We start from the raw sequence: 20,525 nt of genomic DNA, 5'->3' as shown, positions 1-20,525 counted from the left end.
GGGGACGTCGGGGTGGGGGTCGTGGGGGGCGGGGTGGCGGGTGGCGGCGCTGGGGTGGCCGGTTGCGGAGCCGCGGTGGCCGCCTGGGGCGCCGGGGTGTCCTGCGGAGCCGGGGTGGGCGGTTGCCGGGGCGCCGGCCCCGGTGCCGCCGCGCTCCCAGCCGTCCGGCCATTGCGCACCGTCCCCGGCGGCCGGGTCGTGGTCGGTGACCGGTGGCAGGTAGGCGGTCTGCTCGACGGCTGCCCCGCCGCCGGGGCCGCCGTGCGGCGCGTGGTCGCCCGCTCCGGTGCCGCCGTATCCGGAAGCCCCGTCGTCCGTCACCGGCGGGAGGTACGCGGTCTCGTCGACCGCCCCCGCCGCCTGCGGCGGCACGGCGTGCGGCTGCCCGGCCGCCGCGCCCGCGCCGAGGCCGTCGCCCGCGTGCGGCGGCGGATACGCCGCCGGCCGGCCGCCGGGCCCGCCGCCACCGGGCGAGCCGGCGCCGTATCCCGGACCGGGCCCGCCGAGCGAACCTGCGCCGTACGCCGGGCCGGGCCCGCTGGGGTGCCCGCCGCCCGCGGGGTCCTGGCCGCCGCCGTACGGCGCCGCGTGCGCGCCGGTCCGGCCCTCGGCCGGGGAGCTGTGGCCGTCGCCGTACGAGCCGTCGCCGTATCCCGCGCCGGGCCCACCGGGCTGCCCCGCGCCCGCGCGGTCCTGGCCGCCGCCGTAGGGCGCCCGGTGCCCGCCGATGTCCGTCGACCCGCCGCCGGGCTGCCCGCCTCCCCCGTACGAGCCGCCGTAGGCGTTCCCGTACGGGCCCGTGTCCGTCACCGGCGGCAGGTACGACGTCTGCTGGGCCGCCGCCGACTCCTCGTGGAGGGCCATGCCCAGCTGCGTCTCCGGGCCGGCGTAGCCGCCGTCGCCCTGTCCCGCCGCCGGCGGGAACTGCGTATGGCCGCTCGGGGTGTCACCGGCACCGGCACCGGCGCCGTTACCGGCGCCGCCGTCGGCACCCGTACCGTCGCGCTGCTCCTCGTCGTACGGCCCCCAGCCCGCGGCGGCCGACGGGGCCGCCGACCACGGCGGGGGGTCGTGTCTCTGGTCGCTCATCGTGCGCCTAGCCTCCCGCGAACGGGGGCAGGACCTCAACCGTCCCCCCGTCTGCCAGCGCCACCCCCGCGTGGTCGCGGGCGCCCACCGCCCGCCCGTCCACCAGGAACGAGCACCGCGCCAGCACCAGCGCCAGCCCCTCCCCGTGCCGCCCCCGCGCCGCGGACAGCGCCTCGGCCAGGGTGTCCGCCGCGTAGGGCTCCTCCGCGGTGCCGGCCGCGGCCTTCGCCGCCGCCCAGTAGCGGATGGTGCCGTTGGCCGTCATGACGTGGCTGACCTCCTTCGAGTCCCGGCCGCCTCCCGGCCGAGTCCCAGCCGAGTCCCAGCCGAGTCCCAGCCGAGTCCCCGCCGAATCCCGGCCGGGTCCCGGCTTCCTCGCGTACTCCGTACGCCCCCATCATGCCGGTGGCGAAATCGTTGTCGCCCCGGGCAACCATCGACGTACCCTTCGCACGTGCTCGTCCGCATCCTCCGCGCGCATCTGCGCCCGTACCGCCGGGACATCGGCTGGGTCGTGGCGCTGCAACTGATAGCCACGCTGACGACTCTCTACCTCCCCACCCTCAACGCCGACATCATCGACCACGGCGTCATCCCCGGCGACAACGGCTACATCCTGCGCACCGGCGGCTGGATGGTCGCCTGCAGCGTGCTGCAGTTCTGCGCCGCCGCCGGCGCCGTGTTCTTCGGCGCCCGTACCGCCACCGCCCTCGGCCGCGACGTGCGCGCCGCCGTCTTCGACCGGGTGCAGTCCTTCTCCGCCCGCGAGATGGCCCGCTTCGGCGCCCCGTCCCTGATCACCCGCACGACCAACGACGTGCAGCAGATCCAGATGCTCGCCCTGATGACGTTCACGATGATGGTGACCGCGCCGATCATGTGCGTCGGCGGCGTCGTCATGGCGCTCAACCAGGACGTGCCGCTCACGTCCCTGCTGCTGGTCGTCGTACCGTTGCTCGGCATCGTCGTGGCGCTGATCGTGCGCCGGATGCGCCCGCTGTTCCGCAGCATGCAGAAGCGCATCGACGAGGTGAACCGCATCATGCGCGAGCAGATCACCGGCATCCGCGTCATCCGCGCCTTCGTCCGCGACAAGCACGAGCAGCAGCGCTTCGGCAGGGCGAACGCCGACCTGATGGACGTCGGCCTACGGGCCGGAAGGCTGATGGCGCTGCTGTTCCCCACCCCGATGCTCGGCGTGAACCTGTCGAGCGTCGCCGTGGTCTGGTTCGCGGCCGGCCGGATCGACAGCGGCGCCATGGACGTCGGCGCGCTGACGGCGTTCCTGTCCTACCTCATGTACATCCTTATGAGCGTCATGATGGCCACCTTCATGTTCATGATGATCCCGCGCGCGGAGGTCTGCGCCGAGCGCATCCAGGAGGTGCTGGACACCGAGTCGTCCGTCGTCCCGCCCGCGGCCCCGGTGCCCGCGGCGGCCGAGCCGCGCGAGCGCGGCCGGCTCGACGTCCGCGGCGTCGAGTTCCGCTACCCGGGCGCGGAGGAGCCGGTGCTGAAGGACGTCGACCTGGGGGCCCGCCCGGGGCGTACGACGGCGGTCATCGGCAGCACGGGCAGCGGCAAGTCGACGCTGCTGGCGCTGGTGCCGCGGCTGTTCGACGCCACGGCGGGCAGCGTCGCCGTCGGGGGCGTGGACGTACGGGACCTGGATCCGGCGGCGCTGGCGCGGGCCATCGGCTACGTACCGCAGAAGCCGTATCTCTTCAGCGGCACCGTCGCGTCCAATCTCCGCTACGGAAAGCCCGACGCCACCGAGGACGAGCTGTGGGACGCGCTGCGCACCGCGCAGGCGGCGGACTTCGTCCGCGCCATGGACGGCCGCCTCGACGCGGCGATCGCGCAGGGCGGCTCGAACGTCTCCGGCGGCCAGCGGCAGCGCCTCGCGATCGCCCGCGCGCTGGTGCACCGCCCGGACATCTACCTCTTCGACGACTCCTTCTCCGCCCTCGACTACGCCACCGACGCCGCCCTGCGCGCGGCCCTCGCGCACCAGCTGGGCGACGCGACGGTCGTGATCGTCGCCCAGCGGGTCGCCACGATCCGGGACGCGGACCGGATCGTGGTCCTGGACGAGGGCCGGGTGGCGGGCGTGGGTACGCACACGGAGCTGATGGCGGCGAACGAGACGTACCGGGAGATCGTGCTCTCCCAGCTGACCGAGACGGAGGCTGCGGCATGAGCGAGCAGGGGGCACCTCCCAGGCGAAGCTCTGGGGGAGAGCGAATCATTCAGAGGTGCGCGCTGTGCTCACAGCCCGCCGAGCGAAGCGAGGCTGGCGCATGAGCACGCCGGCGAAGGAACCGGACGACCGGCCGGAACCGGGGAAGCAGCCCGGGACGGAACCCGGAAAGCAGCCCCCCGGCCCGCGCCACACCGCCGGCGGCGGCGGGCCCATGCGCATGTTCAGCGGCCCGCCCGTCGAGCGCTCCATCGACTTCCGCGGCTCCGCCGTCCGCCTGCTGCGCACCCTGCGCCCCGACCGCACCCTGGTCCGCGCCATCCTCGCCCTCGGCGCCGCCAGCGTCGCGCTCACCGTCGCCGGCCCGAAGCTCCTCGGCCACGCCACCGACCTCGTCGTCGCGGGCGTCTACGGGGGCCGGGTCGACACCGGCGGCGCCCGCCCCACCGACGGCATCGACTTCGACGCCGTCGGCGTGACGCTGCTGTGGGCGGCCCTCGTCTACGTGGCCGCGTGGGGGCTCGGCCTCGCGCAGGCGCGGCTGACGGCGGTGGTCGTGCAGCGGGCGGTCTTCCGGCTGCGCGAGGAGGTGGAGGCGAAGCTGTCGCGGCTGCCGCTGTCGTACTTCGACCGCAACCAGCGCGGCGAGATCCTCTCCCGCACGACCAACGACATCGACAACGTCGGGCAGTCGCTGCAGCAGACCATGAGCCAGATCGTGTCGTCGCTGCTGACGATCGTCGGGGTGCTGGCGGTGATGTTCTGGATCTCACCGCTGCTGGCGCTGGTCGCGCTGGTGACCGTGCCGCTGTCGATCACCGTCGCGACCCGGGTCGGCAAGCGGGCGCAGCCGCAGTTCGTCGCCCAGTGGGCGTCAACCGGCAAGCTGAACGCGCACATCGAGGAGATGTACACCGGCCACTCCCTGGTCCAGGTCTTCGGCCGCCGCGACGAGGCCGCGGAGACCTTCCGGGAGGAGAACGACGAGCTGTTCCGGGCGGGCTACCGCGCGCAGTTCATCTCCGGGCTGATCCAGCCGGCGATGATGTGCATCGGCAACCTCAACTACGTACTCGTCGCCGTCGTCGGCGGCCTGCGGGTCGCCTCGGGCGCGCTGTCGATCGGCGACGTGCAGGCGTTCGTGCAGTACTCGCGGCAGTTCAGCCAGCCGCTGGGGCAGATCGCGTCGATGGCCAACCTGGTGCAGTCGGGCGTCGCCTCGGCGGAGCGGGTCTTCGAGCTGCTCGACGCCGACGAGCAGGCCCCGGACACCGGCCAGCCGGCGCGGCCGGCGGCGCCGGTGCGGGGGGAGGTGGCGTTCGAGGGCGTCTCGTTCTCGTACGACCCGGAGAAACCGCTGATCGAGGACCTGTCGCTGACGGTGCGCCCGGGCCAGACGGTGGCGATCGTCGGCCCGACGGGCGCGGGGAAGACGACGCTGGTGAACCTCCTAATGAGGTTCTACGAGGTGGCGGGCGGCCGGATCCAGCTGGACGGCGTGAACGTGGCGGAGATGAGCCGCGAGGAGCTGCGCGCGCAGATCGGCATGGTGCTGCAGGACACCTGGCTGTTCGGCGGCACGATCGCGGAGAACATCGCGTACGGTGCCCCGGCGGGCACCCCGCCGGACAAGATCGTCGCCGCCGCGAAGGCCACCCACGTCGACCGCTTCGTACGGACCCTCCCCGACGGCTACGACACGGTGATCGACGAGGAGGGCACGGGCGTCTCGGCGGGCGAGAAGCAGCTGATCACCATCGCCCGGGCGTTCCTCGCGGAGCCGGCGATCCTGGTGCTGGACGAGGCGACCAGCTCGGTGGACACCCGCACGGAGGTGCTGATCCAGCACGCGATGGCGGAGCTGCGGACGGGCCGCACGAGCTTCGTGATCGCCCATCGCCTGTCCACGATCCGCGACGCGGACGTGATCCTGGTGATGGAGGCGGGGAGCATCGTGGAGCAGGGCACGCACGAGGAGCTGCTGGCGGCGGAGGGCGCGTACGCGCGGCTTTATCAGGCGCAGTTCGCGGAGCCGCTGGCAGAAACGATCTAGGCCACCCGTACGGGTGGATTGTCCCCCGGACCGATCATCTACACGGCGCGGGCCGAAGAGACTGGCTGCGACCCGGAAGGGGGTGCACCATGACCGTTATGGCAGAGCGCGAGGCAGACGCGACGGTCGAGGTTTTCGAGGAGATCGCCAGTCACGCCTACAAGGTGTCCGGCAAGGCGGTCAGGTTGGAGTTCATGGCTGGGGAGATCAGGGAAAAGCCCGTGGCCGACGGAGATCACAGCACGATCGTGGCGTGGCTGGCGCGCCGCTGCATGCAAGTCAACCCGGAACTCTATCTCTTTCCGGAGAAGCAGCTCAAGGTGGAGGTGTACAGGGAGGGACGCGCCATCGTGGACGGCGTGCTGGCTCCGTGGGAGCACTTCGCCGGTCAGGGTGAATGGGCGGAGCCCGACGGTGTGCTGATGAGCGTCGAGGTCACCTCGTTCGACTCCGATACCGACCTCCGTGACCGGCGCGAGAAGCCCTCCGCCTACGCGGCCGTGGACATCCCGGTCCACCTGCTGATCGATCGGTCCTCGTGCACCGTGACCGTCTTCACCCACCCGGATACGGAGCACGGCCTCTACCGGGATGCGCACACGGCTCCCTTCGGCGATCGGATCGTCATCCCCGACCCGGTGAACATCGAACTCGACACCGAGGGGCTCAAGAACTACGTCCGCTGACGGCCTCCGTCGCCCACGCGGCGATACGCGTGAGCAGTTCGTCGCTCGCCGCGTTCTCCGCGTGGCCGAAGTCCTCCTCCAGCCAGAGTTCCGCTCCGTCCGGCGCCGCCGCCGCGGCGAGGGCGCGGGGGTGGTCCAGAGGGAAGTAGCCGTCCCGGGTGCCGTGGACGATGAGCAGCGGGACCGGGGCGATCAGGGGGACCGCGGCGGTGGGGGAGAGGGGTTCGGGGTTCCAGCGGCGGTGGTGGATGCGGGTCTTCAGGGCGAGGCGGGAGACGGTGCGGCCCGCGCGGCGCTCGACGATCCAGTGCAGCCGCCGCATCGGGGCCGTGCCGCGGTAGTACCAGCGGGCCGGGGAGCTGACCGACACGACGGCGTCCGCGCAGGCGACCGCGTCCGCACCGCCGTCAGCGGCACCCGCATACGCCCCCGTGCGCCCCTCGCGCCCCCCGCGCTCCGGCCCGTCCCCGCGCACCGCCCTGCGGTACAGCGCGCCGTGCCGCAGCACCACCGAGCCGCCCATCGAGAACCCCACCGTCGCCACCCGCCCGTGCCCCAGCGACCGCGCCCACGCCACCGCCGCCGCCAGGTCCAGCACCTCCCGGTCCCCGACCGTCGACCGCCCGCCGGAGCCCCCGTGCCCGCGGAACGAGAACGTCACCACCCCCGCACGCTGCGCGAACATCGCCGCCGCCCGGCGGATCGCCGGCCGCTCCAGGGCACCCGTGAAACCGTGCGCCACCACGAGCGCCGGGGCGCCGGGGCCCGGCCCCGGTGCGTACGCCGCCTCGATCGGCACGCCGTCCGCGGCGCGCAGCAGCGCGGTACGGGAAACCGGCGGGACGGCGGCGGAAGGATCAGGTCCGGTGTCTCGCCGACCGGACGAAGCCTCGGAGGTTGCGCTCATGTGGGCTATTCTGGCGTCTGGAGGATCCGGGCAGGGTTGCCCCCGGGTCCTTTTGTGCTTTCATGCACCCTTTGAGGAGGCCGACAGCATGGGCAAACGCAGAGGCAGTGCCGAGATCCCGACGACCCTGATCGCCGCGACGACCGCGATCGCCGCCGCGCACCGGGAGGTGCGCCCGTGAGTTCTCTGCTGCTTCTGACCAACGCCCTGCAGCCCTCCGCCGAGGTGCTCCCCGCCCTCGGCCTGCTGCTCCACAACGTCCGGGTGGCGCCCGCCGAGGGCCCCGCCCTGATCGACACCCCCGGCGCGGACGTCATCCTCGTCGACGGCCGCCGCGACCTGCCGCAGGTCCGCAGCCTGTGCCAGCTGCTGCGCTCCACGGGCCCCGGCTGCCCGCTGATCCTCGTCGTCACGGAAGGCGGGCTCGCCGCCGTCACCGCCGAGTGGGGCGTGGACGACGTACTGCTGGACACCGCCGGCCCCGCCGAGGTCGAGGCGCGGCTGCGGCTGGCGCTGGGCCGGCAGCAGCTGCCCGCGGACGAGAGCCCCACCGAGATCCGCAACGGCGACCTGACGGTGGACGAGGCCACGTACAGCGCGAAGCTCAAGGGCCGGGTGCTGGACCTGACCTTCAAGGAGTTCGAGCTGCTGAAGTACCTCGCGCAGCACCCGGGCCGGGTGTTCACCCGGGCCCAGCTGCTGCAGGAGGTCTGGGGCTACGACTACTTCGGCGGCACCCGCACCGTCGACGTGCACGTACGGCGGCTGCGGGCGAAGCTGGGGCCGGAGAACGAGTCGCTGATCGGCACGGTACGGAACGTCGGCTACCGCTTCGTCGTGCCGGACAAGGCGGAGAAGAAGGCCGAGACGCCGGAGAAGCCGGAGGCGAAGGGCGTGGCGCAGGAGGCCCGCCGCTCGGGCGCGTAGTGCGGTGTCCGACGCCTTGGCCAGGGCGTCACAGGGCGGGGTAGTGCGCCGAGTCATCACGCGTAGACTTGCGCCGTGGCCAAGGTGACGCGGGACGACGTGGCACGGCTGGCGGGAACCTCGACCGCGGTCGTGAGCTATGTCATCAACAACGGACCCCGGCCGGTCGCCCCGGCCACCCGGGAGCGGGTGCTCGCGGCGATAAGGGAGCTGGGTTACCGCCCGGACCGGGTGGCGCAGGCCATGGCGTCACGGCGTACGGACCTCATCGGCATGATCGTGCCGGACGCCCGGCAGCCGTTCTTCGGCGAGATGGCGCACGCGGTGGAGCAGGCGGCGTCCGAGCGCGGAAAGATGGTCCTCGTCGGCAACTCCGACTATCTCGACGACCGCGAGGTCCACTACCTGCGGGCCTTCCTCGGGATGCGCGTCTCCGGGCTGATCCTGGTCAGCCAGGGCCCGAGCCCGGCCGCGGCGGCGGAGATCGACGCCTGGGACGCCCGCGTGGTCCTCATGCACGAGCGCCGGGACCAGCCGGAGGACCTGGTCGTCGTCACCGACGACGTCGGCGGCGCCCGGCTGGCGACGACCCACCTGCTGGAGCACGGCCACGCGTACGTGGCTTGCCTCGGCGGCGTCGAGACCACCCCGACCACCGGCGACCCGGTCACCGACCACGTCGAGGGCTGGCGCATCGCGATGCGCGCGGCGGGCCGGTCCACGGAGGGCCGGCTCTTCCAGTCCCCGTACAACCGCTACGACGCCTACCAGGTCGGCCTCAAGCTCCTCGCCGGCCCGGACCGCCCGCCGGCCCTCTTCTGCGCCACGGACGACCAGGCGATCGGCCTCCTGCGGGCGGCCCGCGAACTGCGCATCGACGTGCCGGGCGAGCTGGCGGTGGCGGCCTTCGACGACGTGAAGGAGGCGGGCCTCACGGACCCGCCCCTGACGACGGTCGCCTCGGACCGCCCGGCGATGGCCCGCGCGGCGGTGGACCTGGTCCTGGACGAAACCCCCCTGGCCACCCGCCGCGAACGCCTGAAGCAGTTCCCGTCCCACCTGGTGACCCGCCGCTCCTGCGGCTGCCCGTAGCCGGGGGCGGGGCGTCAACCCCGGTCCGGCGGCAGCCGGAGCCGCACCCACACGCACTTCCCGATACCGTTCGCGCGCCGATAGGTCCCCCACTCATCCGCAAGCGCATCCACGAGCGCCAAGCCCTGCCCGTGCAGGTACAGCTACAGCGGTGAGTCCGGCAACTGCGTTGAGGCCGCGGGTGTAAGCCCGGATGGCCGCGCGGTCCGGGACAGCAAGGACCCCGAGGGCGGTGTGCTTGCTGTCGGCGCTGCCGCGTGGGCCGATTTCGTCGCGGCGGTCAGGCGCGGGGAGTTCCCGCAGGCGTGATCAGCGCCGTCGACCGGTCACGGCCGGATCAGCGGTGTGCCCGTGCACGTGAAGGAAAGTGACCGCAAACCTTTTCGGCGGCGGCGGCAACTCACCTACAGCACCGCTCCCCCCACTTCCGTCCGGAAAGGTGTCCGTCATGATCGCTCAACGCGTGTCCGCCGCGGGCCGCCGCCTGCGCAGGGTCCTGGTCGCCGCGACCGCGACCGCCGTCGGCGCCACCCTCCTCATCGCCGCTCCCGCCCCGGGACGCGAGGCCGCGGCGGCGGAGCCGTGGAATCCGCCGGCCCACCTGGTGCAGCCGCTGGCCGAGGTCTGGAGCCACATGGAGGACACGTACGGCGATCTCTACGGCTTCCGGAACTACGGCTGGGACCAGTTGATGGCCAATGGCGACGGCACGATCCACTACTGCGTCCGCTGGGAGTCGAGCGTGCCGGTCACCGCCGCGCAGCGGGACGACGTGCACGAGTCGCTGGAGAAGCAGTACAACAAGTGGATCGACTCGGTCGCCGGCTTCGACGACTTCCCGTACCAGGACGTGGAGGTGAAGGTCGTCGGCTGGGCGGTGGCGGACCGCTCCACGCTGCAGTGGCAGGACGACTCCGTCGACATCTACGCCGGCGTGCTGGACGGCGACGGCGCCCCGCAGTGCGCGCCGGACTGCGGCCGCTTCTTCAACCAGGACGGCGACTACTCCCGCTGCCCGGGGCGCGAGGAGCGCCACTACGACCAGTCGCTGTGGCTGACCGAGGGCTTCGGCGGCGGCGCGGGCGGCGACTGGGGACAGCGGATCGCCCGCGAGTACTTCATGGACGCCGTCGGCCGTGACGAGGAGAACATCCACATCCTGCTGCACGAGATGGGGCACACCTGGGGCCTCGACGACTTCTACGACTGGACCCCCACCGGCGTCGGCGGCTTCCTCATGAAGGCCGGGAGCGCCACGGAGATCACCGAGTTCGACGCCTGGATGCTGCGGGACTTCTGGCGCCACCTCAAGAGCCGCTACGAAGCGTGAGGGGATGCACGCGGCTGCGGTCTTGAACCGGATGGGCAGCTGATGCGTTGTCACGTGTGGACTGTCCGATGTTCGACTGACGGCTGGGCGCTGTCCCGCTGCTGAACGGTGTCTCGACTCCTGTGGAGCGGCTTCCTCGCAGCAGCGGATGGTGATGTGGAAGGGATCGGTGAGGTGAGATGCCTGGCACCGCACGTGAACCAGACGGCGGGACCCTACGACCGTCTGATGCAGAGCGAAAGCTGAGCAAGGCGCTTGCGCAGGTGGAGAGCCTGTTGCGGCAGCGGGAGACCCTACTCGGCCTACGGAAACAGGGGACCCTGCTCAAGCTGCGGAAAGAAGCATGGGCGATCTTTACCCGGGAAGGGCCTCCGGAACATCTGCCTGTCCAGCAGGCGGAACGTGAGCGGCAGCACGTGATGCAGCTACTGGGGAGCCGGCTGTTGCAGTTCGGCGATGAGCTGCTCAAACAGCAGCAGCCCTCCCCGCGGCAATCGGATGCTTCGAAACTGCTGCGCAGCCTGGAAACACGGCACGACGCGATGAGCCGCGACGAGCTTTTGCTGCGGCAGAAGGAGGAAACGAGGGAGCGGGCCCTGCCGTCCAAGGTGCTGGAAGCAGCGAGAGCGCGGCGGCAACCGGTGCCGGAGCGACTGCTCCTGTGGGTACAACGCGCAGAAGAGATGACCGACAGGCTGCGACGGTTCCGGGGGGTGCCGCCGCACGGGGATCAGACGCCACCACTGCAGATGCCGGTGCGGTCGGCCGCGCCTCCGGCACACGTAGAGAAGAGTCGGCCTTCGGTGCCTGAGCATGCGCCGACCCCCGTGTCTCCGGCAGAAGCTGCCGCGCAGAAGATTATCCGACGCGATGCGTCACAGATGGCTGCTATGCGATACCAGATGGCCCAGCACGAGGCCGTGACGATGGCCAGGAAACTGGGCTATTCGCCCTCGGCACTGGCTGACGCCATCCAGAGCTACAGCGACCCCAATACCGCCATCGCATCAGTGGCTTCCAGCTGCTCGCCGAGTGCGCGAGGAGATCGATCCGGGCGATCTGCACAGAGCCAGCCGGCATCCCCGCCGGCAATGACAGCCAAGGCGGCCCCGTCCCACCCCACGCGACGGCGTTCGCGCTGACGGCCGTGGAGAGCCGGCTCAGGCTGCGGGCGAAGGTTCGGCACAGGACTTCGCCCTGGCATCGTCGGCGAAGTCAAGCGGAACAAACGGGGGCGAACCGGCAACCCGCAGGGGAGTACCGCACAGGCGGACCGGCCTGGGCTGTGCGCGATCAACAGGAGAGCACATGCCAACAAAGGAGCACATGACTACCCTGGCCGCGCTACCGTTTTGGACGGATGAGAAGGTCAGTGGATACGTCGCGCGGAAACTGGCGGAGGTCGCCTCTCCGGCAGGGCGGGCGAGGAGCGACTTGTCCTCGCGGGTGGAGCGGATCACCAGCGAGAGGCGCACGGAATTGAATCACCAATATCTCGACGAGCCGAGGGGCGACAGGCGTCGTCGGTTGGCGGCGTATGACCATGAGAACTTGCCGGGGCTGCAGCAGGGCTTGCGGACGGTAGAAGCTGCTGGGCTGGCGTATGTGACGAAGTGGTATGAGAAGAGCCGCGAGTGGGAGCGGACCCCGCGGATCATGGACGAGTTCAAACGCCAAAAGGAGAGTTTCGACTGGGATCAGCATTCCGTAAAGCAGGAGGCATCCGACCTCCTGGGGCGCATGCAGAGTACGGCGCACATGCTGGAGCGCCCGTCCTACGTGCAGGTTGAGCAGGAACAACGTGCTGCGAACAACCGGGCCACGTCTCCATTGTTTGTACCGGCCTACTCACAAAGGCCCGGTCGGCACGAGCAAACCGTCGACGCGGCTCGGTACGACGGGCCGAGCCGCCCTGCCTCGACGGCCGGACAGCGCGCGAGGCCACCATCGAGGTGACGCTGACGCTTCGGAGCGCAGCGGCGCCCACAGCGCGTCCCGGCGGTCCGCGCCCCGGCGCGGGCCGCGGCCCGGCGAGCCGCGTGGGCGTGCGAAGCAGCGGGTACGCAGGTCGGCGGGGCAAGGGCGGCGACGGCAGGGTGCTGGCGGTCGTTCTCGGCGCCCCTGCTTCGCCGGCTCCTCGCCGCCCGCAGCCCTCGGCTTTATATCGGGCAAACGCGGTTTTACTCCGCTTCTTACATCAGTCTCAGACGCCTCTCAGAATCGCCGGGGATCGTCGAAGGCATGACGGAGCAGAGATTCACCAGCAGCCAGCCCGACTTCATCGCCGGCCGTGACGGGGTCCTGCCCGCCGGCCCGGCCGGTGCCGGGAACCCTCCGACCCTCGCCGCCGGCGGCCACGGCGGCCACGCCGGGTTCGGCTCGCCGCCGGCGCCGCCCGCGGCGCCGCCCGCGGGGCCCCCGCGGCGCAGGCGGGCCAAGGGGCCCGTCGGGCTGCTCGCCGCCGCGGCGCTCGTCGCCGCCGTCGTCGGGGGCGGTAGTGCCGCGCTCGTCGGGGAGCTGACGGATTCGTCCGGTACGACGACCAGCAGCGCCGCCGGCGCCGCCACCGGGACGCAGGTGTCCGCCGGGGACAGCGGCACCGTCGCCGGCGTCGCCGAGGCGGTGAGCCCCAGCGTCGTGGAGATCCAGGCGGCCGGGACCGCCGGGCAGACGGCCGGGTCCGGGGTGATCGTCAGCAAGGACGGCGAGATCCTCACCAACAACCACGTCGTCTCCGGCGCCCAGCAGCTGCAGGTCACCTTCAGCGACGGGTCCACCGCCACCGCCGAGGTCGTCGGCACCGACCCCGACCTCGACATGGCCCTCATCAAGGTGTCGGGCAAGAGCGGCCTCAAGCCCGCCGTCCTGGGCGACTCCGACTCGCTGAAGGTCGGCGACGAGGTCGTCGCCATCGGCTCTCCCGAGGGCCTCAGCGGCAGCGTCACCAGCGGCATCGTCTCCGCGCTCGACCGCGACGTGACCGTCGAGAAGGAGCCGGGGCAGCAGCCGCAGGGCGGCGAGCAGTGGCCGTTCGGCTTCGGCGGCGGCCAGTACAACGGCCGGCTCGGGTCGGAGACGACCACGTACCAGGCCATCCAGACCGACGCCTCCCTCAACCCCGGCAACTCCGGCGGCGCGCTCGTCGACATGCAGGGCCGGATCGTCGGCATCAACGCGGCCATGTACGCGCCGCCGGACGACTCCTCCGCGGGCAGCGTCGGGCTCGGCTTCGCCATCCCCGTCAACGATGTGAAGCACATCCTCGACGACCTCAGGAACAATTGAGGCCGTGACCGAGCAGCAGCAGCGCATCCTGATCGTCGACGACGAGCCGGCCGTACGCGAGGCGCTGGAGCGCAGCCTCGCCTTCGAGGGCTACGGGACCGAACTCGCCGTCGACGGTCTCGACGCCCTCGACAAGGCCGTCGCGTACCGCCCCGACCTCGTCGTTCTCGACGTGCTCATGCCCCGCATGGACGGCCTGACCGCCGCCCGCCGGCTGCGGGCCGCCGGCGACAAGGTGCCCATCCTCATGCTCACCGCCCGCGACACCGTCGGCGACCGCGTCACGGGCCTCGACGCGGGCGCCGACGACTACCTCGTCAAGCCGTTCGAGCTGGACGAGCTGTTCGCCCGCATCCGCGCCCTGCTGCGCCGCCGCTCCTACGCCGACGGCGGCGAACAGCCCGACGCCGGCGACACGCTGGAGTTCGGCGACCTGCGGATGGACCTCGCCGCCCGCGAGGTCACCCGCGGCGGGCGGCCGGTGGAGCTGACCCGCACCGAGTTCACGCTGCTGGAGCTGTTCCTCAACCACCCGCGGCAGGTGCTCACCCGCGAGCAGATCCTCAAGGCGGTCTGGGGCTTCGACTTCGAGCCCAGCTCCAACTCCCTGGACGTGTACGTCATGTACCTGCGCCGCAAGACCGAGGCGGGCGGCGCCCCGCGGCTGGTGCACACGGTGCGCGGCGTCGGCTACGTGCTGCGCGCCCCGGAGGGCGACGGCCGGGCGGGCGCCAGGGGCGCCGCCAGGTGACCACCCGCGTCCGCCGGCTGCCGCTGCGTTCGCGGCTCGGCCTGCTCACCGCCGCCGCGGTGGCGGTGGCGATCGCGGTGGCCGCGATCGCCTGCTGGCTGATCACCCGCGACCAGCTCATGGGCCAGCTCGACCGCACACTGCGGGAGGCCGAGGTGCAGAGCACCCTGTCCGACGTCATCCGGAACCTCGGCTGCGTCGAGGAGCGCCCTCCGGGCCCCCCGGAGCGCCTCGACCTGAACCCGGACCGGATGACGGCGCAGCTCGTGCTGCCGGACGGCACGGCCTGCTGGCTCCAGGGCGAGCGGACGATCACGGTCAGCGACACGGACCGGGCGATCGCCGCCCAGAGCGACCGGCACCGCACCGATCTGGTGCACAACGTGGAATCGGACGGCACCGAGTGGCGGGTGCGTACGACCAACGGCCCCCTGCTGAACGGCCAGCCGACCGCGATCTCCCTCGCCCGCCCGCTCAGCGAGGTCGACGACCCCCTCGGCACCCTCGCCCTCGTCCTCGCCCTCGTCGCCGGCGTCGGCGTCGTCGGCGCCGGGGCCGCCGGACTGCTGGTCGCCCGCGCGGGCCTGCGCCCCGTGGAGCGGCTCACGCACACCGTCGAGCACATCGCCCGTACCGAGGACCTCGCCGTCGAGATCCCCGTCGAGGGCGACGACGAGATCGCCCGGCTGTCCCGCTCGTTCAACGCCATGACCGCCGCCCTCGCCACCTCCCAGCAGCGGCAGCAGCAGCTCATCGCCGACGCCGGGCACGAGCTGCGCACGCCGCTGACCTCGTTGCGTACGAACATCGAGCTGCTCGCCCGCAGCGAGGAGTCCGGCCGCGAGCTGCCGCCTCGGCAGCGGAAGGAACTGCTGGAGTCGGTCACCGCGCAGATGACCGAGCTGGCCGCGCTCATCGGCGACCTTCAGGAGCTGTCGCGGCCCGACGCGGCGCCGGACAAGGCGCAGCTGGAGGTCGTGGCGCTGGACGAGATCGCGGAGCGGGCGGTGCGGCGGGTGCGGCTGCGGGCGCCGGAGGTGCGGATCGCGGTGGAGCTGGCGCCCTGGTTCGTACGGGCCGAGCCCGCGGCGCTGGAGCGGGCGGTGGTCAACCTGCTGGACAACGCGGTGAAGTTCTCACCCGCCGGCGGCCGGGTCGAGGTCTCCCTCGCCGGCGACGGGCTGCTGCGGGTGCGCGACCACGGGCCGGGCATCCCGGAGGCGGAGCTGCCGCACGTGTTCGAGCGGTTCTGGCGTTCGCCGTCGGCGCGCAGCCGGCCGGGCAGCGGGCTGGGGCTGTCGATCGTGGCCCGTACGGTGCAACAGGCCGGCGGCACCGTGGCGCTGCGGCGGGCGGACGGCGGCGGGACGGAGGCGCTGCTGCGGCTGCCGGGGGCGCCGGAGCCGCCGCCGGGGTCCTTATCGGCTATCCGGGGGCGGCGGCGAACGGAAGGGAAGGACATGCCTCTTTCGGGTGACGGTACCCCGCGCCGCTGACCGACTGGGGTATCTCTGACGTGCCAGACGCCCAACCCCCCGGCGCGTCACGCCCACCGAGGAGACACCCCCATGACCGTCCGGCCCCTCGCCACCGTCCTGGCCGCCGCCACCGCTGCCGCCGCCACCGCCGCCGTGCTGCTGCCGCTGACCGCCGCCTCCACAGCCACAGCCACCGCCACCGCCACCGCCGCCGCGCGCCCGCTGCCCGAGCCGTTCGACGCCACGCGCCTGCGGCTGACGATGGAGTACGTCAACGCCGGCGACCGCGCCAGGGGCGGCTTCACGTACCTGAACTGCGACCCCGTCGGGGGCACGCACCCCGCGGCGGAGTCGGCCTGCACCGACCTCGCGAAGGTCGACGGGCGGTTCGAGGACCTGAGGGACAAGCAGGGCGCGTGCACCATGCAGTACGAGCCCGTGGAGCTGCACGCCACCGGCACCTGGCGCGGCAAGCCCGTGGACTACGTCTCCGAGGTCTTCTCCAACCCCTGCACGGCGGACCTCGCGACCGGCGGGAACGTCTTCAACTTCTAGGCCGACCGCGGGTCCACGGTGCGCTACGGCTTGCGTCCCACCGCACCGTACGCGTCGATCTGCTTGACCGCGCCCACCCTCGCCGAGGCCGGCCGCCACTGTGTGATCGGCACCATGCCGGGTTCGATGAGTTCCAGGCCCTCGAAGCACCGGCCGAGTTCGGCCGGGCTGCGCAGGTGGTACGGGACGCCGCCGGCCTCGATGAGCTTTTCGCCCCCCTCGACGACGGCCTCGCCGGTGTCGGTGCCGTCCCACAGCACCAGATGGCTGTCCGGCGGCACGGCTTCCATGACCCGGCCCACGATGCGGCGCAGCTCCGCCAGCTCCGGCTCGTAGCCGAGTACGCCCATGAACATCACCGCCACCGGCTCGGTGAAGTCCAGGGTGTCTGCTGCGCCGGTGAGGATCTGCTCCGGGTCGTGGTAGTCGGCGTGGACGTAGGAGGTCACGCCTTCGGGGGTGGTGTTGACCAGCAGGGCGCGGGCGTGTGCCAGCACCAGCGGGTCGTTGTCGACGTACACGATGCGGGACTCGGGGGCGATCTGCTGCGCCACCTCGTGGGTGTTCTGCATCGTGGGCAGGCCGGTGCCGATGTCCAGGAACTGCCGTACCCCCGCCTCGTTCGCCAGGTGGGTCACGACGCGGATGAGGAACTGGCGGGACTGCCGGGCCATGGTGACGATGTCGGGGTACACCTGCGCAACGGCATCGCCCGCGGCACGGTCCGAGCCGTAGTTGTCCTTGCCGCCCATCCAGTAGTTCCAGATCCGCGCCGCGTGCGGCACGGTGGTGTCGACCGTCGGCGGGACCGCGTCCTCGCTGCTGCTCATCGTGACCATCCTGCGGATAGAGGTCTGCGTCCACTGAACGGCGTGTCCTGCCGGGGGAGTTGGGAGAGGACGCGCCGGGTGACCATCACAGCAGACAGGGGTGAGCGACGCAGCCCCAACGGTCCCCCGGCGTCTTCTCCCCGGTCTCCTACTCGCCCACCACCGTGATCCGGTCCGCCGCCGGCGGCGCCAGCGGGCTGTCCGCGCTGGAGTTCGCCGTCAGGTAGCTCTCCAGCGCCGCCAGGTCGTCCCCGCCGACCAGCGGCTCCGTACCCTCGGCGAGGGTGGCGAAGCCGTCTCCGCCGCCGGCGAGGAACGAGTTGACGGCGACCCGGTACGTGGCCGCGGGGTCCAGCGGCTGCCCGTCGAGCCGGACCGAGTCGGCGACGACGCGGTCGGCGCCGGACTTCGTCAGGTCCAGGGTGTAGGTCAGCCCGGCGGACGGCTGCAGGATCTTCGGCGACGCCTCGTTGGCGCCGCTGACCTGCTCCCGCAGCACCTGCAGCAGCTGCTCGCCGGTCAGGCTCGTCAGGTTCACGGTGTTCGAGAACGGCTGGACCGTGAAGCCCTCCCCGTACGTGACGACACCGTCGCCCTCGGCGCCGGACGCCGCGTAGGTGATGTCCGCGCGGATCCCGCCCGGGTTCATCAGCGCCAGCTGAGCGCCCTCGTCGAGGGTCTTGGCGTGCGCGAGCTGCGCGTCCGCGATGAGGTCGCCGAGCGGCGACTCGGTGCCCGCGCGCGGGACGTCGGCGGAGACGTAGCCGACGGGCTTGGCCGCGATCGGCTCGGCGAGCGTGCGCCACTCCTCGACCAGCGCGGTCATGTCCGGGGCCTTCGGCTGCTCGCGGTCGACCACGTGGTTGGCGGCGTGCGGCACCTTGGTCGTGGTGCGGACGATGTCGCCGCTGCGGCGGTCGTACGTCAGCGTGGTGTCGGTGTAGAGCCGGCCGAAGGACGACGCGGAGGTGACGCTGCGCGGCTTGCCCTCCGGGTCGGGGATGGTGCAGGCGTACGGCTGGTGGGTGTGGCCGGTGACGAAGGCGTCGACGTCCGCCGTGGTGCCCTTGGCGATGTCGGCGACCGGGCCGGAGATCCCGGCGCCCGGGCCGGGGCTGTCGCAGTCGTAGTTGTACGCGCCGCCGGACGAGTCCGCGGGGAAGCCGCCCTCGTGGACGAGCGCGACGATGGACTCCACGCCCTGCCGGCGCAGTTGCTTCGCGTACGTGTCCAGGGTCTCGATCTCGTCGTGGAACTCAAGGCCCTTGACGCCCTCGGCGGAGACGATGTCGGGGGTGCCCTCCAGCGTCACGCCGATGAAGCCGATCTTCACGCCGTTCTTCTGCCACACGTGCACCGGGTCGAGGATGGGCTTGCCGGTCTGCTCGTCGGTGACGTTGGCGGCGAGGTACGGGAACGCGGCGCCCGCGTAGGTGCGGCCGTCGGCGTAGCAGCCGTCCTCGGGGTGGCAGCCGCCGTCCTGGAGGCGCTGCAACTCGGCGCGGCCCTCGTCGAACTCGTGGTTGCCGACGCCCGCGACGTCGAGGCCGAGGCCGTTCATGGCCTCGACGGTGGGCTCGTCGTGGAAGAGGCCGGAGATCAGCGGGCTGGCGCCGACGAGGTCGCCGGCGGCGGCGGTGACGGAGTAGCGGTGGCCCTCGCGGGCGTCGCGCAGCGAGGTGGCGAGGTATTCGACGCCGCCGGCGGCGATGTTCTTCGTGGTGCCGTCCGGCTGGAGTTCGGTGACCTGGCCGGAGGAGCCCTGCGGAGGTTCGAGGTTGCCGTGGAAGTCGTTGAAGGACAGCAGTTGGACGTCCACGGTGCGGCTGCGGTCCGCGCCGCTGCCCGTGCCGCCGTCCGTGCCGCTGTCCGCGCCCGCCGGCTGCGCGGCGGCGAAGAGGCTCCCGGCCACCGCCACCGCGGCGGCCGTCGCCGCGGCCCGGCGCCCCCTCCGCGTCGTACGAACCCTGCCTGCCCGCTGTGTTCTTCGAGACCTCAGCATGAACGCCCCCTCGGCGCGACGCGGAAACACCGGTCGGCAGCTTACGGTCGACGCGCGTAGCTCGTCTCCAACAAACGCCGAACGATTCCCAAAGCTCTCCTGGCGTATCACTGGCTACGACCCGGTCGGCGATGGGCAGTGGATCAGCGACCGGCCTTCGGTGCGTGCAGCTGCAAGGCGGAGCATCGTTCGCATACCGGGTCGTATTCGGACGATGTGACAACGCAGCTGGGGGTACCGCCCACGCGCGCGCAGCGCGCAGTGGGGGAGTGCGTGCCGGGCGTCGGGAGCCCACTGACTATCGCTGACCGGGTCGTTAGGCTCTCCTCCATGAGGGAGTCCGGTTCGACCGACACGGGGAAGCCGCGCGGCAGACGCATCGACGTGCTCGACGAGCTCACGCCGTCCCAGTCGCACGCGGTGCTCGGCATCATCGACGCCGCCGCCGACGCCGACGGCCGGCAGGCCGTCTCCGAGCAGGGCCGGCTCACCCTGCGCAGAGGCCACCGCGAGGGCGTCAAGCACCTGCTCCTCTACGACGGCACCGAACCCGCCGGCTACGCCCAGCTGGAGGAGACCGACCCCGTCGAGCCGCCCGCCGCCGAGCTGGTCGTCCACCCCGGGTACCGGCGCCGCGGCCACGGCCGGGCGCTGGGCCGCGCGCTGCTCACCGAGTCCGGCCAGCGGATGCGGCTGTGGGCGCACGGCGGCCACCCCGCCGCCCGGCACCTGGCCCAGCTCCTCGGCCTCACCCTCTTCCGCGAGCTGCGCCAGCTGCGCATGCCGCTCGCCGGGTTCGCGGCGGACGGCGCGCCCGCGCCGCGGCTGCCGGCGGGGGTCACGGTGCGTACGTTCCTGCCGGGGGACGACGACGCCGAGTGGCTGGCCGTCAACGCCGCCGCCTTCGCCCACCACCCCGAGCAGGGCTCCCTCACCCAGACCGACCTCGACGACCGCAAGGCGGAGCCGTGGTTCGACCCGCGCGGCTTCTTCCTCGCCGAGCGCGCCGGGAAGGTCGTCGGCTTCCACTGGACGAAGGTGCACAGCGCGGAGCAGCTCGGCGAGGTGTACGTGCTGGGGGTGCACCCCGACGTGCAGGGCATCGGGCTCGGCAAGGCGCTGACGACGATCGGGCTGCGCTATCTGGCGTACGAGCGGAGCATGCCGGCGGCCATGCTCTACGTGGACGCCGACAACACCCCGGCGGTCGCCGTGTACGAGGGGATGGGCTTCCGGACCCACGAGACGGACCTGATGTACCGCACGGAGGGCTGACCCGGCCGGGCGATCCCCGTGGTCCTCCGGCAGCGCGGCGACCGACCGCCGCCCGGTGCCCGGGG

The 20,525-nt window shown here is 72.4% G+C and carries 17 protein-coding genes and 2 pseudogenes; 14 read left to right on the top strand and 5 right to left on the bottom strand.

Annotation, left to right across the window (positions count from 1 at the left end; translation table 11 throughout):
• Positions 1-1,089: pseudogene (locus T328_RS32835) on the bottom strand (hypothetical protein); the annotation flags it as partial.
• Positions 1,090-1,096: 7 nt separating this feature from the next.
• Positions 1,097-1,354 carry a MoaD/ThiS family protein gene (locus tag T328_RS32830; RefSeq protein WP_496499890.1) on the bottom strand — a complete coding sequence of 86 codons (258 nt, stop codon included), beginning with the start codon at positions 1,352-1,354 and terminating at the stop codon, positions 1,097-1,099.
• A 189-nt stretch (positions 1,355-1,543) separates the two neighbouring features.
• Between T328_RS32830 and T328_RS32825 the strand changes: the two genes are divergently transcribed.
• The 3 genes from T328_RS32825 (at position 1,544) to T328_RS32815 (ending at position 6,028) form a co-directional block, all read left to right on the top strand.
• Positions 1,544-3,289 (top strand): ABC transporter ATP-binding protein, encoded by a 1,746-nt coding sequence (locus T328_RS32825; protein WP_496499889.1) that lies wholly within the window; start codon positions 1,544-1,546, stop codon positions 3,287-3,289.
• A 214-nt stretch (positions 3,290-3,503) separates the two neighbouring features.
• On the top strand, positions 3,504-5,342 hold the full coding sequence (locus T328_RS32820; RefSeq protein ID WP_496499893.1) for an ABC transporter ATP-binding protein: 1,839 nt from the start codon (positions 3,504-3,506) through the stop codon (positions 5,340-5,342).
• 89 nt (positions 5,343-5,431) lie between these two features.
• On the top strand, positions 5,432-6,028 hold the full coding sequence (locus T328_RS32815) for a Uma2 family endonuclease (protein ID WP_496499888.1): 597 nt from the start codon (positions 5,432-5,434) through the stop codon (positions 6,026-6,028).
• On the opposite strand, the gene T328_RS32810 is transcribed toward T328_RS32815, so the two are convergent.
• Positions 6,009-6,935, bottom strand: coding sequence for an alpha/beta hydrolase family protein (locus tag T328_RS32810; protein ID WP_496499887.1), 927 nt, complete (start codon positions 6,933-6,935; stop codon positions 6,009-6,011). The genes T328_RS32815 and T328_RS32810 overlap by 20 nt on opposite strands.
• 177 nt (positions 6,936-7,112) lie before the next feature.
• Between T328_RS32810 and T328_RS32805 the strand changes: the two genes are divergently transcribed.
• The 10 genes and pseudogenes from T328_RS32805 to T328_RS32760 all read left to right on the top strand — a co-directional run bounded on the left by T328_RS32805 (position 7,113) and on the right by T328_RS32760 (position 16,353).
• Positions 7,113-7,862 carry a response regulator transcription factor gene (locus T328_RS32805; RefSeq protein WP_496499886.1) on the top strand — a complete coding sequence of 250 codons (750 nt, stop codon included), beginning with the start codon at positions 7,113-7,115 and terminating at the stop codon, positions 7,860-7,862.
• A gap of 75 nt (positions 7,863-7,937) precedes the next feature.
• Positions 7,938-8,954, top strand: coding sequence for a LacI family DNA-binding transcriptional regulator (locus T328_RS32800; RefSeq protein WP_496499885.1), 1,017 nt, complete (start codon positions 7,938-7,940; stop codon positions 8,952-8,954).
• A gap of 153 nt (positions 8,955-9,107) precedes the next feature.
• Positions 9,108-9,263 (top strand): annotated as a pseudogene (locus T328_RS32795) (DUF397 domain-containing protein); the annotation flags it as partial.
• A gap of 139 nt (positions 9,264-9,402) precedes the next feature.
• Positions 9,403-10,284 (top strand): hypothetical protein, encoded by an 882-nt coding sequence (locus T328_RS32790; protein WP_496499884.1) that lies wholly within the window; start codon positions 9,403-9,405, stop codon positions 10,282-10,284.
• A gap of 263 nt (positions 10,285-10,547) precedes the next feature.
• A complete protein-coding gene (locus tag T328_RS32785) occupies positions 10,548-11,426 on the top strand; it encodes a hypothetical protein (protein ID WP_496499883.1) in 879 nt (292 codons plus the stop codon).
• Positions 11,427-11,610: 184 nt separating this feature from the next.
• A complete protein-coding gene (locus tag T328_RS32780; RefSeq protein WP_496499882.1) occupies positions 11,611-12,240 on the top strand; it encodes a hypothetical protein in 630 nt (209 codons plus the stop codon).
• A gap of 285 nt (positions 12,241-12,525) precedes the next feature.
• Positions 12,526-13,569, top strand: coding sequence for a S1C family serine protease (locus tag T328_RS32775; RefSeq protein WP_496499881.1), 1,044 nt, complete (start codon positions 12,526-12,528; stop codon positions 13,567-13,569).
• 4 nt (positions 13,570-13,573) lie between these two features.
• The gene (locus T328_RS32770) at positions 13,574-14,320 is read left to right on the top strand and encodes a response regulator transcription factor (RefSeq protein ID WP_496499880.1); all 747 of its coding nucleotides are present in this window, start codon (positions 13,574-13,576) and stop codon (positions 14,318-14,320) included.
• Complete coding sequence (locus T328_RS32765; RefSeq protein WP_496499879.1) at positions 14,317-15,816, top strand: sensor histidine kinase; 1,500 nt, start codon at positions 14,317-14,319, stop codon at positions 15,814-15,816. The genes T328_RS32770 and T328_RS32765 overlap by 4 nt, the downstream gene beginning before the upstream one ends.
• Before the next feature lie 72 nt (positions 15,817-15,888).
• The gene (locus T328_RS32760; protein WP_496499878.1) at positions 15,889-16,353 is read left to right on the top strand and encodes an SSI family serine proteinase inhibitor; all 465 of its coding nucleotides are present in this window, start codon (positions 15,889-15,891) and stop codon (positions 16,351-16,353) included.
• Between the two features lie 23 nt (positions 16,354-16,376).
• Here the strand turns inward: T328_RS32760 and T328_RS32755 are convergent, their stop codons facing one another.
• The gene (locus T328_RS32755) at positions 16,377-17,183 is read right to left on the bottom strand and encodes an SAM-dependent methyltransferase (protein WP_496499877.1); all 807 of its coding nucleotides are present in this window, start codon (positions 17,181-17,183) and stop codon (positions 16,377-16,379) included.
• Positions 17,184-17,331: 148 nt separating this feature from the next.
• Entirely contained in the window at positions 17,332-19,185 is a 1,854-nt protein-coding gene (locus T328_RS32750) for a bifunctional metallophosphatase/5'-nucleotidase (protein WP_496499876.1), read from the bottom strand.
• A 330-nt stretch (positions 19,186-19,515) separates the two neighbouring features.
• On the opposite strand from T328_RS32750, the gene mshD reads away from it, so the two are divergent.
• On the top strand, positions 19,516-20,460 hold the full coding sequence (gene mshD / locus T328_RS32745) for a mycothiol synthase (RefSeq protein WP_496499875.1): 945 nt from the start codon (positions 19,516-19,518) through the stop codon (positions 20,458-20,460).
• Positions 20,461-20,525 lie beyond the last annotated feature (65 nt).

The organism is Streptomyces sp. CNX435 (assembly GCF_059570575.1).
This window is presented reverse-complemented; position numbering and strand designations above follow the sequence as displayed.